Raw genomic sequence first — 16,494 nt, forward strand, 5'->3', positions numbered from 1 at the left:
TCAGCTAAGGAAAGAATATGAGCAATTTAGACTGGCAAAAAAGAAAAGACGCCGTTATTGCACAGGGTATGGGTAACCTTGCCTCTGTCTATATTGAGCGAGCCAACAACGCCACGTTAACGGATATTGAAGGCAACCAGTACATAGATTTTGCTTCTGGCATAGCAGTAACTAATACAGGTCACTCACATCCAAAAATTGTCGCTGCCGTCACTGAACAGCTACAACAATTCAGCCACACCTGCGCTATGGTGACGCCCTACACTAGTTTTGTCACATTGGCTGAAAAGCTCACCCAATTAGCCCCTGGAGATTTCGATAAAAAAGCGGTGTTCTTAACCACTGGTGCAGAGGCGGTTGAAAATGCAATTAAGGTTGCTCGCGCCCACACTAAACGCAGCGGAGTCATTGCTTTTAAAGGCGGCTTCCATGGCAGAACCAATATGTGTATGGGGCTGACAGGAAAAGTGACCCCTTACAAAGCTGGTTTTGGTCCATTTCCTAACGACATCTACCATGCACCGTTTCCCAACACACTTCATGGCGTTACCGTTGAGCAAAGCCTCGAGGCGCTCAATGACTTACTGACTACTGATATCGAGCCTTCACGTGTCGCGGCTATTATTTTCGAACCCATTCAGGGAGAAGGTGGATTTTACGCCGCACCAAAAGCTTGGACGGATGCAATACGAGTCTTGTGTGACCGACACGGTATCGTACTCATATGCGATGAGATCCAAACCGGCTTCGCTCGTACAGGGGCGATGTTTGCGTCCAGTCACACTGACTTGGTACCGGATATCACGACTATGGCTAAAGGCATCGCGGGCGGTTTCCCTATCTCAGCAGTCGTTGGCAAAGCCGAAATCATGGACAGCGCTATGCCCGGTGGCTTAGGTGGTACCTACGCGGGATCTCCATTAGCTTGCACTGCTGCTCTCAGTGTTTTAGACATCATAGAGCAGGAACAATTGTGTCATCGCGCGGTTGAAATCGGACAACAGTTTAGTGACAAACTCAACGCCATGCGCAGGGAGTTGCCTTGTATTAGCGAAGTGCGGCAAGTCGGCGCCATGATTGCGATAGAGCTCGACAATCCGAGAACTGGAGAGCCACTTGCACACATTACTAAGCAATTAGTGACGGCTTGTGTGCAGCAAGGAGTGATCATTTTATCTTGTGGAGTTAAAAGTAATGTCATCCGTTTTCTACCGCCCCTGACCATTGAAAGGGACGACATTGAAAAAGGACTCACAACGGTTTACAAATGCCTTACAAAAATCACTAATCAAAACTTGACGCTGTAGTTTTACTGCATTTATTCACAAAACAACAACCAACTAACCATATGAATTAAATCTACATTTGGAATCTGAGTCACGTATTTACAGTTGTGAATCAGATTCCAATACAACGCGCGATCTTGGTCTCGGAAAATAACATTTTGTTAACCAATACTGTTGATAAGATAATCAATCGTTGAGGTAAGCAGTGTTAGAGAAGTACATTCAAATCGACCCCAATTTATCCCTGTCACTGCAAGACCAAATCAAAACCGGTATTACGCATGCGATCACCAGCGGCTTTCTGGATAGATCAGTGCCTATCACCTCTTCTCGAAAGCTGGCCACCAGCCTCAAAGTATCTCGCAACACCGTCCTTCGAGTGTATGAACAGCTTAATGCTGAGGGCTTTTTTGTTTCGCGAGAGCGTAAGGGTTACTACATAAACCCCGAACTAAATATTAAGCCTAAGCCTCTTACTACACGCGACCAACAGCAGACACTGCCATGGAACAAATACGTCAAGCTCACCACTCTCGATTCACCGCCCTCTCCTCAAGAGCTGAGTGAGTATCCTTATCGCTTTATTCATGGAATGGTCGATGAGACCACCTTTCCCGTGGCTGAATGGCGTAAATGCGCCATTCAATCGTTGAACAAAATCAACAGCAAACGCTGGACTTCCGAGTTTGAGAACTACGATGAACTGATTGAGCAAATTCGCACTCGTGTCCTGCCTCGACGAGGAATCTTTGCACAGCATAATCAAATAATGGTTACCATGGGAACTCAGCACAGTTTAAACTTGATTAGCCGCTTGTTGACCGACCAAAGTACAACGGTTGGTATCGAAAATCCGGGATACCCAGAAGCAGTAAATCAACTAAGTGCAAAAACAGATCGCATCGTCCCAATTGATATCGACGAACAGGGAGCAGTAATTAATGAGTCATTGCACTCATGCGATTTGGTTTATGTCACCCCGAGCAATCAGTTCCCTACCACAGTGCGAATGTCAAAACACAGAAGACAAGCTCTGCTTCAAGCTGCTGAGGAACACGACTTTCTGGTGATCGAAGACGACTTTGAGCATGAAACCAACTTTATTGATGAAGACATTCCAGCACTAAAAGGCGAAATTCATAGTGAGCGTATTATTTACCTCTCAAGCTTTTCTTCTACTATCGCTCCAGGTCTGCGACTTGGCTTTATCGTCGCCGCACCTCAGTTCATTGAGCTGGCTAAACGGCTTCAACAGCGCAACCATACTTGCCCGCCTAAAAACAACTGTCAGACCCTAGCTCTGTTTCTTAAATTAGGCTACTACGATTCATTAATACATCGACTGCTGACTCGCTATCGCAGTAAATGGCTTACCATGGAAAAGGCGCTTAATTTCTACTTTCCGCAATCAGGGGTAGCCTCAGCATTATCTGGTACCGCATTCTGGATCGACTACAAACCCGGTTTTGACGCAAACCGGCTGGCTAACGTGGCGCAGCAACACGGGATTTTGATCAATTCTGGAGAGAAGTACTATTTTGCTAACGCCAAGAGAAATGGTATTCGGCTGAGTTTCAACTCCATCGACGAAAGCGATATTAGGGAAGGCATAAAACGCCTAGCGCTGCTTGCTCAACACATTATGCCCGATGACTCCTTAGAAACAGTAAAAGGACAACGACTTAAGGCTGATGAAGTCAGGGAGGTGGTCGATGATTACATCATCTGCACGACTGACTGCTTTAACATTCCTTATAAAGTGACTTTCCAGCAAGATGGTCGAATGCACGGTATGTCCAACCGCCCAAATGATGAGGATGAGGGGTATTGGTGGTTAGAAGAAGACACCTTGTGCATTCAGTGGAAGAAATGGCAATTTTCCGACGTACGAAGACAGAAGTTGATTCGCCATAACAATACCTTGTATCGGTTTGACGAAAATGGTCTTTTGGTATCGAAAGGGACTCTATTACCAAAAGCATCAATACCATCCCATTGAGTAAAATGATCGCTGAGATAAATGTCACATATTTGTTAACTGAATTTCATATCTATTAAAGAAAGGTCTTACCCAACATTCTATAGCAAATTATTTTACCGCTCAGTATCTTATATATATCGCTACCTAGAACTTAAAACCAAGAATATCAACCGATATTTCACATAATTCAGCATAAGTAACTACAAAAATAACAAAACAGCGAGTGTAACTCACCAAGATAATTCTGTTTTATATAAGCCAATTCGTTGAACATATTTATTAACAAAACTGGATCCAACGATAACGACAACTGGTACTACTCGATAGTTAACCTGAGCGCTATTTTTTAAATGTCTTGAACAGGAAGTAAATAAACAAGGCCTTACTCTGGTCAAATAATTACAAGGAAGCATTATGTTACTACGCAAACATAAATTGACTGCTGTTGCGCTACTGACGCTCGCTACTGGCTTTACTCATGCCTCTGCGCTAAACACCGCAACATTTGCTACATATACCGATATAAAAGATTGGGATCCTGCAATTGCCTTTTCTACCGAAGTCATCATGCTTAGCAACGTTTACGAACCATTGGTCTGGTATAACCCTCCGGGTTCAAAAGAAACCTTCAGTCCGGCACTAGCAAAAAGCTGGAACGTAAGTGAAGACGGTTTAACTTGGACGTTCCAACTGAGAGAAGGTGTGCAGTTTCATGACGGGACACCCTTTAATTCTCAAGCAGCCAAATCTTCTATCGAACGTACGGTTTCTATGAAAAAAGGGGCTTACTATATTTGGCCTAAAATGGAGATTTCCACACCCGATGCCAATACCTTAGTCATCAAAACAGAGAAACCATCGCCTATCGATCTTATCGCTTCGTCACAGTATGGCGCTTATATCTACTCACCCGCTGCTGCAGACAAAGGCACAGAATGGTTTAATCAGGGTAATGCAGCAGGAACTGGCCCTTACCAAGTGACTCAGTGGGAAAAGGGTCAACAAGTCATTCTAGAGCAGAACGAGCAGTACTGGGGTGGTTGGCAAGACGAGCAACTCGATCGTGTGGTGCTAAAATACGTTTCAAACCCAGCGACGCAAGTACAGATGATCAAAGCAGGTGATGCCGACTTTATCAGCTTACCTTCTGCTGACCTAGTGGAGTCACTCGCAAAGCATCCAGATGTTAAAGTAATTGACACTCCCTCATGGAAGAACTCACAGTTCTTAATCAATACTCAAAAATACCCAACGGATAACCTAGAGTTCCGTAAAGCATTACTTCATGCTTGGGACTATCAATCTGTGGTTGATTACATCTACGCAGGAGGAGCAACCATTCCTAGCGGTATTGTTCCCGGTACCATGTGGGGTGCTATCGAAGGTCAGGAAAGCCCAGCCTTCGACCTTAAGCAAGCCAAAGCATTATTGGAACAATCTGGCATTCCGAAAAAAGACTGGGTTCTGGATGCTGCCTATATCAACTCTTCAGAAGCCTATAAAAATGCCTTGCTAATGTATCAAGAGAATCTACGCCAGATTGGTGTGACGCTGAATCTAAAGCCGGGCCCTTGGGGTAAGATCTGGAACGATGCGAAGAATCTAAAAACCGCACCGAACCTTCAGTCTATGACATGGTGGCCAACTTACGCGACACCTTCAGATTGGTTGATTGGTCTGTTCAAAACCGAAGAATCACCGTCGTTTAACTTGTCTCACTATTCTAACGCCAACTACGACTCTCTTGTGGACAAGGGTGTAGCCGCCGAGCCAACGAATAAAGCTCAGGCTTCTAGCTATTACCAGCAGGCACAACAAGTGCTCATTGATGATGCCGTCGCTATCTTCTACGCCGACTTGAAAGGCCGCATCATTCACCACAAAGAGATTGAAGGCGTCACGCCAAACCCAGCTTACGCGGCCACGTTCTTCTATCAACTCTCAAAATAATCAGCGAGCAGGAGCTCAGAAAGAAGTACCGAGCACGGTACTTCTTTCTCAACGTCATTGAAGACACAGTGGTAAGTAGTTATGAGAAATTACATTTTTAAACGCTCGTTAACGCTGGTTGGCATCATGGTCGGCATTTTGGTTATTACTTTCTTTTTAACCAGAGTGCTACCTTCTTCCCCTGTGGAAATGATGCTTGGAGCCAAACCCACCGCCGAACAAATCGCTATCGCCAAACAAGAGTTAGGGCTGGATAAACCATTATGGCACCAATTTGTGTCCTATATTTCCCAAGCCGCAACAGGCGATTTCGGCAAGAGCTTACGTACCGGCCAAGAGGTTAAATCCGAAATTATTAAGCATATGATGGCGACCATTGAGCTGGTCACCATTGCTATTGGTATTTCATTATGTACTGGCATCCCACTTGGCGTCTGGGCAGCGATTCGAAATAAAACGCCAGTCGACCAAATGGCGCGTGGCGTATCTATTGTTGGTATCGCGATTCCATCCTTCTTTCTCGCCATCTTGCTACAAATGCTGTTTTATGGCGTATTAAACTGGTTTCCGCTGCAAGGAAGAATTGATTCTCATATTCTCATTGATGCGCAGTTTACTGCAGTTACAGGACTATTCACGGTAGATACTTTACTGGCTGGGGATTGGGTTGCCTTTAAAAGTGCAGTCCAGCATTTAGCCTTGCCCGTGCTCACCCTTAGCCTGGCCACGTTTGCCATTTTTGTTCGAACTACACGCAACTTAATGGTGGAGGTGTTGAGCCAAGATTACATTCGCACTGGTCATGCGTTTGGATTAAGTCACTCCAAGATTTATTTCTTCTATGCGTTAAAAGCAACACTCGTCCCGTTGTTGACTGTTATTGGCCTGACCTATGGATTTATGCTGGGCAACAGTGTGATTGTAGAGTCCATCTTTGATTGGCCCGGTATAGGTCGCTACGTTGTCGAATCTGTCATCACTAACGACTTTCCTGCTGTTATGGGTGTCACCTTGATCCTGTCATCGAGTTATTTACTGGTGAATTTCATCATCGACCTACTGTACTTCACCGTCGACCCAAGACTGTCTCCTGAGGTGTAATATGAGTAAATCATCCGCACACGTTGCAAGTATTGCGTTAACCGCAAATTCAGAGCCTGTCGCACAGCATCTGTGGCAAACTCGCGTTCGTAAGTTCTGGTACAACGCTAAAAACAACCCACTACTTTACATTGGCGCGTTCATTTTTATTTCTCTGATTGTCATGGCGGTCTTTGCACCTTGGCTAGCGCCTTATGACCCTGCAAAAATGAACTTTGCCCACAAGCTGCAATCGCCTAACGCGCTCCATTGGTTTGGCACGGATAACTTAGGAAGAGACATCTTCTCCCAAATTATTTATGGCGCCCGAACCTCTCTATCGGTCGGTATTATTACGGTGATATTAGCGCTTGTTATTGGCTTACCCATTGGTCTGGTCGCAGGCTATGTTGGTGGCAAAGTCGATGGCTGCTTAATGCGAATCTCCGATGTGTTTCTCGCCTTTCCTCCCATTCTCTTACCTATCTGTATGATAGCGATACTTGGTCCAGGGCTATTGAATGTGATGTTTGCCATCGCCCTATCATGGTTCCCGTGGTATTCAAGGATACTGCGTGCAGCGGTGATTAGCGTGCGCAATGAGCAATATGTGTTGTCTGCTCAAGCTGCTGGCGTCGGTCATTTAACGATCATGTTTAAGCACCTCCTTCCTAATGCCATGACCCCGCTATTGATTCAAGTTTCTATGGATTTTGGGTACGTAATTCTATGGGCAGCGGCATTAAGTTTCTTAGGTCTGGGCGCTGTCCCTCCAACCATTGAGTGGGGATTAATGATAGGCAATGCACAATCTTTGTTCCTTGAATACTGGTGGACCGCCGTATTCCCGGGCTGCGCTATTTTTGTCACGGTCTTAGCTGCCAACTTATTAGGTGATGGTTTACGAGACGCACTTGACCCAAAATTCAAAGGGAGAGATTAGTATGACCGATTCTCTATTGTCCGTACGCAACCTTAGCATTCAATTTGAGAACTTCTCCTCAACTATCCATGCTGTTAATGGATGCAGTTTTGAACTCAACCGTGGCGAGATCCTTGGTTTGGTAGGCGAATCTGGGTGCGGAAAATCCCTCACTTCAACCGCCTGTCTCGGACTGCTACCAGATAACGCCATTCTTAATGGTTCGATTTGTCTTGAAGGTCAACCCCTTGAGTCGCTTTCTGCACAAGAGTGGGCACGCGTTCGTGGTGACGATATTGCGATGATATTCCAAAACCCGATGACGGCTCTAAACCCCTACTTCACCATCGAACAACAAATGGCTGATATTATTCTTGCCCACCGCAAAATCAGTCGCAAACGAGCCAAGCTCGAAGCAATACGGTTGCTGGACATGGTTCACCTTCCAGAGCCAGAACAAGCGGTAAAGAAATATCCACATCAGTTTTCTGGTGGCCAATTACAGCGAATTATGATCGCCATCGCGTTAAGCTGTGAGCCCAAAGTCCTTATCGCAGATGAACCAACAACAGCGCTTGATGTCACCATTCAAGCACAGATCATTTTGCTACTGCGCGAACTAGCCGAAAAACAGAACATCAGCATATTGTTTATTACTCATGACCTATCCGTCGTGGCATCGCTATGTGATCGCGTGGCGGTAATGTACGCCGGAACCATTGTTGAACAAGGTCCTATCGACTCACTGTTCAATCACCCCATGCATCCCTATACCAAAGGACTACTTAATTCTGTCCCGGCGATTGGTTTAACCCATGAATTGTGCGCCATACCCGGTTCTGTGCCTGACATGAGAACAAAACCTCAAGGTTGTGCTTTTGCCTCCCGTTGCCATACTGCCACAGATCTGTGTCTAAGCGCTGCGCCAGAAGCCAAACAATATAACGCGCATCAGGTTCTGTGCTTTCATCATCAACCCCCAAAACAGCAGAAGCAAATTGCTTGATTAATTGAGGAGGAATCATCATGGTAAAACCATTATTGAGGGTCACAGACCTTGCGAAGTCCTACTCTGTTGGGCAACAAACATTACAAGCGTTTCAGCACATCAACTTCGACATTCAACCAGGCGAGTGCGTGGCCTTGGTCGGAGAGTCTGGTTGCGGGAAAAGCTCCATAGCGATGACCATACTCAAGCTTATTGACGCTGATTGCGGTCATATCCACTTTTGCGGTCAAGATATCAGCGTACTCAAAGGTCGACAGCTCAAACAGCTTCGAAAAGAGTACAGCATCGTATTTCAAAACCCCTACTCTACACTCAACCCTAGACTTTCAGTTCAAAAGCTATTGGAAGAGCCGCTGCTCACTCACACAAAGCTGAGCAAACTAGAACGGTTGGATAAGGTCCTCGAAATGCTCACTACAGTGGGACTTAATGAGAACATGTTAAACCGCATGCCTCATGAGCTTTCCGGCGGGCAGCGTCAACGAATAGGGATTGCACGCGCTTTAATGCTCGACCCCAAATTAATTATTTTAGATGAGCCGACGGCAGCGCTGGATGTCTCTGTTCAAGCCACCATTGTTAATCTACTTAATCAACTTAAGCAGGAACGTGGTCTGAGCTATTTGTTCATTACTCATGATTTAGGATTGGTCGAACGAATCGCTGACAGGGTATTGGTGATGTATTTAGGTGAAATTGTCGAAGCAGGTCCCGTCGGTGATGTGTTTCATCACACTCAACACCCGTACACACAAGCCTTGCTTAACTCTATCCCGTCACTAGATCCTACCCAACGTGATCGATTGCAAGCCTTATCGGGAGAAGTACCAAGTGCGTTGAACCGTCCACATGGGTGTGCATTCCAAAGCCGCTGTCAAAGGTTGAGCGAGAAGTGCCAAAAAGCCTTCCCTCGCATAGAGCAAGAAAGACCCCATGAGAGCGCTTGCTTTTACCCTTTATTGAATGAACACCAGCACTTTGCAGCAAACCAACAAGATAAGGTGACAATATGAGCCATTTTTCAATTGCGGGGCTGCAATTAAGCCTTCCAATGGGCGATAACTTAGCAACGTTGGAACAGAAGACTCGTGCCACTTGCCAGCGATTCCCTTGGGTCGATATGGTGGTTTTTAGTGAGCTTGCTATTTACGGCGCATCACTCAAATATGCCGAGCCTATCGGAGGCGAAACCGAGCAGCGACTAATCAAGCTGGCTCAAGAACAGAATATCTGGCTGGTTTCTGGTTCCTATTACACTCAAGATGACAATGGTACCAGCAACACCTTGTTGGTTATTAGTCCCGAGGGACAAGTTATCGCTCGTTACCAAAAAATGTACCCTTTTCTCCCATACGAGCAACAGGTTGAAAATGGCGACCAGTTCGTGACCTTTGACATCCCTAATGTTGGACGGTTTGGCGTTTCCATTTGCTATGATATGTGGATTCCAGAAACTATTCGTGCGCTAGCCTGTATGGGGGCTGAGGTTATCATTCACCCAACGATGACGGGCACGATAGACCGTGAGATTGAATGCTGTATTGCACGAGCCAATGCCATCACCAACCAGTGTTTTATGGTGGATATCAATGGTTGTGGGCCGCTGGGGAATGGGCAATCAATCGTCGTAGGTCCGGAAGGCGATGTGCTTTATCAAGCAGGAGAAACCGAACAAGTCATTCCTATTGAACTTGATGTAGGTCGAGTAAAACGTGTGAGAGAAAGAGGAACCTTAGGCCTAGGACAGCCACTGAAGAGTTTTAGAGACCACCCAATTGCGTTTCCTCAGTATCAAGAGCCGTCGGTTTATCTCAATACCCTAGGCGAGCTTAAACTTCCTCCAGCTAATCTCTAGACCTGAAGGGGACTCACCGTCCCCTTTGCTTCAGCCACGCTGATAGTCTGACTTCACTTTGTCCTGTGCCAGCGAAATATAATGAACAAGGTCTTGATACCCATCATCAAGTTGAGCAACAAGCTCCGCATCTGTCGTATTATTCGCCACTCTGTGCAAACAGTCATGATAATACCTAGCTTTGTCGCTAAAGTATTCTAACGGCCCGCCAACACTTGCTAGTTGACGGGTTTCTTCATGATGAGCCACTATTTGGCCAAAGATGGTTTCGTGTTCTTTGAGCTCTAATAGCGAATGTTCGTATTCTGCACCAATGAGTTTAGAGTGGGCAGTCGTCCACATATTGGTGTATTGTGCGATTGCGCTTGAAGCGTAAATATCTACTGTGCTTTTGTAAATCACATCTACCGTATCAGATGAGAGAGACAAAATAGACTGGGTATCTTGCACTATCACTGCCGCGCCTCGTGACGCTTCCGCTACTTGGCTTGAGACCAATTCAATATTGTCTCCCGCTCGATTCGTGCTACCTTCAATGCGTTCAACCAATCCGGAAATTTCACTGGCGGCTTCATTGGCTCTACCCGCCAATGAACGTACTTCATCCGCCACTACCGCAAAACCACGTCCATGCTCACCAGCGCGCGCCGCTTCAATGGCAGCATTTAACGCCAGTAAATTCGTTTGCTCGGATATCTGGTGGATAATACTAATAAACTGAGTGATATCGCTGGTAAGTACCTGAAGAGCTGCGACGGTTTCTTTGCTCGTTGCCGCTGACTGAGAGACTTCATCCAGCGACTGATACATAGCATGCAACTGCTGCTGAGTGCTTTCAAACACGCCAAGATTAGCCTGCAACTGATCACTTTGAGCGATAAGTTGGTTATTGGCCTGTTCAATATTGGCGGTGGTGGAGATCAGTTGCGTCGTCACGCTATTTAAGAATCGACGCGAACGGGTTTTCTGCGAAGACAACTGCTGCTCCAGCCGCTCGATAGTTTGCTCACGAAGCGCCAACTCTTGCTGCAATTGCTCAATCTGGCAAGCGAAAGTGTCCGTCTGTTGTTTTTGCTGTTGCAACTGCTGCTGAGTGTTTAGTAACTGTTTTTTGGATGCAAACATAAATCATGACCACTGCGGTTCTTGTTATTCTTTATTAACGTTAGCATTGAGGTGCTAAATAGAAATGGACTAAAGAGTAAGTTGTGATTAGTGGCAGTGGGTATACCCCGATTAGGGTATGGACGGGTGAGCGTCTTGCGGCGATTTATCGACTTAAATGGCTATCACAAAAAAGTGATTCTCTTCCTCAAAAGGAAGAGAATCTAATGACTATTTTTTGTTTTGACGCGCTTCAAACGCGGCCAACTGTTCAGGTGTCGCTTTAGGTTGGTGGTTGGTTTTCCACTCATCATAAGTCATACCGTAAACACGCTCTCGGGCATCATCGATGTCCAGCGCCAATCCTTCATTTTCAGCTTCTGCTTTATACCATTTGCTAAAACAGTTACGGCAGAATCCTGCAAGAATCATAAGATCGATGTTCTGCACATCTTTGTTTTCATCAAGGTGAGTCAACAGCTTACGAAATACCGCCGCATCCAGTTTATCTTGCTGCTCTTGAGGAAGATCTTTGTATTTAAATTCAGCCACTTTACTTTCCTTATTGATTGTTTTTGTACTCAACAATCCTAACCAACAAACGAAAAAATGCCCAGTCGAAACTGAGCATTTTATGAGACTAATTGAAACCGTGATTTTAATTTAATCTGTGGTTTTAGCTGTCGGTTAACTCGCCATGGCTGGTTCGCGCTTTGACGTCGTGACTCAGCGCTTTATTGAGTTCAGCTTCAACATGCCCTGGCGCTTTGGTCTTAGCAGAGATAAGTCGATACATCGCTGGGATTACAAACAAGGTCACTAAGGTAGCGAAAGCCATACCAAAGAAGATTACCGTACCCACTGCGACTCTACTTTCATAGCCTGCTCCAGTCGACAGAATCAGCGGAATTGCCCCTGCGAGCGTGGTAAATGCCGTCATCATGATGGGTCGTAAACGTCGTGCTGAAGCATCGATAATGGCTTTTTCAAACTCAACGCCTTTATCACGTAACTGGTTGGCAAATTCTACAATCAGGATGCCGTTCTTGGTCACCATACCGATCAACATGATCATGCCGATCTGGCTGTAGATATTCAGTCCTTGCTGCATGATTACCAGACCTAAGAAGCCACCAAAAACACCCATAGGTACGGTAAACATTACCACGAGAGGGTTTACGAAGCTTTCAAACTGAGCGGCTAGTACGAGATAAGCCACCAGCAGAGCCAAACCAAACACGACTAAGATACTGGATTGGTTTTCTTTGAAGTCTTTCGATTCACCCGCATAGCTTACCGAGATATCACCGGGGAGCATTTCCACAGCTTGTTGGTCCATGAAATCGAGCGCTTCACCTAATGTGTAACCATCCGATAGGTTGGCCTTAATGGTGATCGATTTCTGCTTGTTGTAGTGTGACAAACGAATTGATGATGCCACTTCTTCGATGGAAGTCACCGCATCTAGAGTAACCAACTCGCCGGACTTAGTTCGCATATAGATCTGACTTAAATCATTGGCGTTATTAAAGTTATTCTCATCACCACGCAGATACACGTCATACTCTTCGCCGCGTTCTACATAGGTGGTTTCACTTTTACCACCAAGCATGATCTCTAACGTATCCGAGATATCAGACACACTAATGCCTAATTCTGCGGCACGCTCACGGTCAATCGTCACAACAAGTTCAGGCGTTTTCTCAGAATAGTCGGTACTTGCCCCTTCCATAAACGGAGACTGTTCCGCTGCCAACTCTAGTTTATCCGCCCATGTTTGTAGCTCGTGATAATCCGAACCACCAATAACAAACTGCACAGGTTCGCTCGACCCTCCTCGGAAGCCCGGCATAAATGGGAAGACACGGACATCGGCAATACCCGCCAAAGACTTTCTCACCACATTGAGAGATTCTTGTGCCGTGATATCACGATCATTCCAATCCTCTAAGATCATGATAACAAAGCCCGTTTGGTCACCCGCATTACCGCCAAAGGCAGGCGATTGAATACTAAACGACTTCAAGAAACCTTGCCCTAATAGCGGCATAAGACGTTTCTCAACGATGTCCATATTTGCAGCCATACGGTTATAACTGGTCGCATCGGCACCGCGAACGAAGGCAAAAATAACGCCACGGTCTTCTGACGGTGTTAATTGGGCAGGGACTTGTTGTATCAATTGGAAACTACCGCCAATACAAGCCACTATGATAATTGGTGCCATCCATCTCAATTTAAGGGCTTTAACCAAAGCCGCTTTGTAGCCGCGCTCAAGCTTTCTAAACCCCTTGTCGACAAACTGAGTAAAGCGATTCGGTTTCACATTGGCTTTTAGAATAGTGCTTCCCAACACCGGCGTTAGCGTCAATGCTATCAATGAGGAAAAGATCACCGACATCGCCAGTAATACCGAAAACTCAGTAAACAGCAACCCGATCATGCCATCCATAAATGAGATAGGCAGGAACACCATCACCAAAACCAGTGTAGTGGCAATAACGGCAAACCCTACCTCACGCGTCCCTTTATAGGCGGCTAACAGAGGTGACTCCCCTCGTTCGATATGGTGGAAAATGTTTTCGACTACCACAATGGCATCATCGACCACCAGACCGATTGAAAGGATCAGTGCCATTAAGGTAATTAAGTTTATAGAGAAGCCAAAGAAATATGCCGCGATAAAAGACGAGATGAGCGACACTGGAACCGTCACGGCTGGAATCAATGTAGCTCGAGCTTGGCCAATAAAGATGTAAAGCACGAGGATAACTAAACCGCCGGTAATAAACAGCGTGTTATACACTTCTGAAATCGAGCGGTCGATAAAGACGGTAGAATCGTAGTCAATCGCCAGTCTCGTTCCTTGTGGAAGGAACTGCTGCATGCGCTCTACTTCTTTATGAACTAAGTCAGCGACTTGTAGCGGGTTTGCGTCAGATTGCGGCACAATTCCCATACTAACGTTAACAACGCCATCACTCTTAAAGGTCGAGTTTTCGTTTTCTGCGCCCACATAAACATCAGCGACATCTTTTAGGTAGATAGGTGTATTATCACTAGCGCGCTTAACTACCAGATACTCAAAATCGACAGGTGTATTGTAGGCGCGTGCAGTACGCACTGACATCACAGTAGCATCATTTCGAACTTCGCCGCCTGGGCTTTCGATGTTTTCGCTGCGTAGTGACGAGGTAATATCTGACGTTGTCACACCGCGACCAGCCATATAAGCAGGCTTGAGCTTAATGTACATCACCTGATATAGGCCACCTGAAATATCCACCGAGCTCACGCCAGAGATAAGACTGAAACGGTCGACCAAAACACGGTTCACATAATCAGTAAGCTGAGTGCGGTCCATCTCTGAAGAGCTAAGGTTGATGTACAGCGACGCTTCACCACTACCATTGTTCTTAAACACCAGAGGGTCATCCGCCTCATCTGGAAGAGCGCGCTGCGCACGGGCTACGGCATCACGAATGTCACTAACACCGGTATTCAAGTCATAGCCGAGTTCAAATGTCACTGTAATACGTGACATGCTGTTTCGCGTGGTCGACTCTATTTCATCAATACCACTGATACCAGAAAGTTGGTCTTCAATCACAGAGGTGATCTGACTCTCAATGATGGTAGCCGATGCCCCTTCATAACGAGTAGAGATAGAAACAACTGGGTTTTCAATGTCCGGCATTTCACGAACGGCGAGTTTACTAAAGGAAACAATACCGAACACGCAGAGCAGCAAGCTCAATACGATTGCCGCTACCGGACGTTTAACAGAAACATCAGATAACAACATTAGCTCGCTTCCTTGTCATTGCCCGCTGGCTTGTCACCGGTGCGACCTGCTGTCGGTTCGGATTTCACTTCTTGAACCGAGGCACCATCACGCATATTTACGATACCTTGAACCACTATACGCTGACCGATTTCTAAACCCTTTTCAATCACCACTTGGTTACCAACGCGCGCGCCTAAGAATACTTCCGTGCGATGTGCCTTGTTGTTTTCATCAACGACGTAAACAAAACGCTTAGTACCCGAATATTCCAAAGCCTGTACTGGAATGATCGGTGCTTCAATTGGTGGAAATTCCATTCTAGCTTGCGCAAGCATGCCTGGTTTTAAACGGTTTTCATCATTTTCAAAATGAATACGAACTCGAAGGTTGAGGGTTTCCTGATTCACTCGGGTATCGATTGCAACCACTTTACCTGTGAAAATACGTGTACCCCAAGCTGATGTTCTGGCGGTCACATCCATACCTTTTTCAAGCATAGGTAAGTAGTGTTCAGGAACTTGGAGGTCGAGTTGCATCGTCGAGAGGTCATCTAAAGTCAGCAGTTCAGTACCCACACTGACCAGTTTTCCTCGGCTAAAGTCAATTAAGCCCACTGTACCTGTGAAGGGAGCTTCGATATAAAGATCGTTAAGGTTAGCATTAGCCGCGTCTAATCGTGCATTACCAATTTCTACCGCAGCTTTCTGAGCATCAATTTCGGTTTTAGTAATTGCATTGCGGTCTACTAGACGCTCAAATTCAGCAAGGATACGCTTTTGATCACGGGTATACGCCTTTGCTTCAGCGACAGCAGCTCGCGCTTTATCGTCATTAAGTAAGACCAAAGGCTGACCTTTTTCAACCTTTTGGTTAGCGGTGACTTTGATTTCATCGACGATACCGTTGACTTCCGAGGCGATAATAACTGACTGATCCGCTTCTAATTTGCCAACTAATGAGAGAGATTGAGAAACTTGATGGATGGCAACAGGTTCAGTCACTACTGAGATAGCCTTGGAGCCAACGTTCCTTTTGGCGAAGGTTGCTGGTGAAGCACTAAGAATAGACAGTGCCAGCAAACCGATTATTGTTTTGTTTTTCATCGTGTTTGTCTTCAGTGTAAAAACTACAGATAGTGTAGCGAGTAATACGAGGAGTAACGTCAAGAAGTGTAAATGTATTCTAAAGAGATTATTTACATTTGATGCCCATCTATTTAGAAACCATCCACGTACAATCAATGTAACACCGCGCTGGTTAATAAATAATGACTAAAAACACGCTTTTTAAGCGTCTTTGTCCAAAAAGGCACCATTCAATTCAAAATCCTCAAAAAAGGGTTTACAGCTATGCGCAGTTTGTTATGATGCGCTCCGCACTTGAGTGATGTGTTGGGAAAACATCAAACAAGTATAAAAACTCCTGGGGGGGTTCCCGAGTGGCCAAAGGGATCAGACTGTAAATCTGACGGCACTGCCTTCGATGGTTCGAATCCGTCCCCCCCCACCATATTCTGTTTA

Annotated in this window: 12 protein-coding genes and 1 tRNA gene; 9 read left to right on the forward strand and 4 right to left on the reverse strand. The window is 45.7% G+C overall.

The genetic code is table 11. The features are described from left to right. Nucleotides 1-17 precede the first annotated feature (17 nt). From gabT to L2W36_RS25370, 8 genes are all read left to right on the forward strand, one after another. Nucleotides 18-1,307, forward strand: coding sequence for a 4-aminobutyrate--2-oxoglutarate transaminase (gabT, locus tag L2W36_RS25335; RefSeq protein ID WP_236111899.1), 1,290 nt, complete (start codon nt 18-20; stop codon nt 1,305-1,307). A gap of 184 nt (nt 1,308-1,491) precedes the next feature. Continuing rightward, on the forward strand, nt 1,492-3,285 hold the full coding sequence (pdxR, locus tag L2W36_RS25340) for a MocR-like pyridoxine biosynthesis transcription factor PdxR (RefSeq protein WP_236111900.1): 1,794 nt from the start codon (nt 1,492-1,494) through the stop codon (nt 3,283-3,285). Between the two features lie 396 nt (nt 3,286-3,681). After that, the gene (locus tag L2W36_RS25345) at nt 3,682-5,217 is read left to right on the forward strand and encodes an ABC transporter substrate-binding protein (RefSeq protein ID WP_236111901.1); all 1,536 of its coding nucleotides are present in this window, start codon (nt 3,682-3,684) and stop codon (nt 5,215-5,217) included. Between the two features lie 81 nt (nt 5,218-5,298). Further along, complete coding sequence (locus L2W36_RS25350) at nt 5,299-6,318, forward strand: ABC transporter permease (RefSeq protein ID WP_236111902.1); 1,020 nt, start codon at nt 5,299-5,301, stop codon at nt 6,316-6,318. Nucleotide 6,319: 1 nt separating this feature from the next. Then, complete coding sequence (locus L2W36_RS25355) at nt 6,320-7,240, forward strand: ABC transporter permease (protein ID WP_236111903.1); 921 nt, start codon at nt 6,320-6,322, stop codon at nt 7,238-7,240. A 1-nt stretch (nt 7,241) separates the two neighbouring features. Next, a complete protein-coding gene (locus tag L2W36_RS25360) occupies nt 7,242-8,225 on the forward strand; it encodes an ABC transporter ATP-binding protein (RefSeq protein WP_236111904.1) in 984 nt (327 codons plus the stop codon). Nucleotides 8,226-8,245: 20 nt separating this feature from the next. Further along, nucleotides 8,246-9,241: an ABC transporter ATP-binding protein gene (locus tag L2W36_RS25365; protein ID WP_236111905.1), complete on the forward strand. Its 996-nt coding sequence runs from the start codon at nt 8,246-8,248 to the stop codon at nt 9,239-9,241. After that, on the forward strand, nt 9,238-10,083 hold the full coding sequence (locus tag L2W36_RS25370; protein ID WP_236111906.1) for a carbon-nitrogen hydrolase family protein: 846 nt from the start codon (nt 9,238-9,240) through the stop codon (nt 10,081-10,083). Before L2W36_RS25365 ends, L2W36_RS25370 begins: the two co-directional genes overlap by 4 nt. A 30-nt stretch (nt 10,084-10,113) precedes the next feature. Here the strand turns inward: L2W36_RS25370 and L2W36_RS25375 are convergent, their stop codons facing one another. From L2W36_RS25375 to L2W36_RS25390, 4 genes are all read right to left on the reverse strand, one after another. Next, nucleotides 10,114-11,208 (reverse strand): methyl-accepting chemotaxis protein, encoded by a 1,095-nt coding sequence (locus L2W36_RS25375; protein ID WP_268980853.1) that lies wholly within the window; start codon nt 11,206-11,208, stop codon nt 10,114-10,116. 210 nt (nt 11,209-11,418) lie between these two features. Next, nucleotides 11,419-11,739: a DUF1244 domain-containing protein gene (locus tag L2W36_RS25380; RefSeq protein ID WP_006071398.1), complete on the reverse strand. Its 321-nt coding sequence runs from the start codon at nt 11,737-11,739 to the stop codon at nt 11,419-11,421. Nucleotides 11,740-11,863: 124 nt separating this feature from the next. Then, complete coding sequence (gene vexH, locus L2W36_RS25385) at nt 11,864-14,992, reverse strand: vibriobactin export RND transporter permease subunit VexH (RefSeq protein ID WP_236111907.1); 3,129 nt, start codon at nt 14,990-14,992, stop codon at nt 11,864-11,866. After that, nucleotides 14,992-16,077: an efflux RND transporter periplasmic adaptor subunit gene (locus L2W36_RS25390; RefSeq protein ID WP_081875878.1), complete on the reverse strand. Its 1,086-nt coding sequence runs from the start codon at nt 16,075-16,077 to the stop codon at nt 14,992-14,994. Before L2W36_RS25390 ends, vexH begins: the two co-directional genes overlap by 1 nt. A 321-nt stretch (nt 16,078-16,398) precedes the next feature. On the opposite strand from L2W36_RS25390, the gene L2W36_RS25395 reads away from it, so the two are divergent. Next, nucleotides 16,399-16,483: transfer RNA gene (locus L2W36_RS25395), tRNA-Tyr, on the forward strand. Nucleotides 16,484-16,494: the final 11 nt, after the last annotated feature.

Origin of the sequence: Vibrio sp. McD22-P3 (assembly GCF_021568915.1) — a bacterium.
Classification (GTDB): Bacteria; Pseudomonadota; Gammaproteobacteria; order Enterobacterales; family Vibrionaceae; genus Vibrio; species Vibrio mediterranei.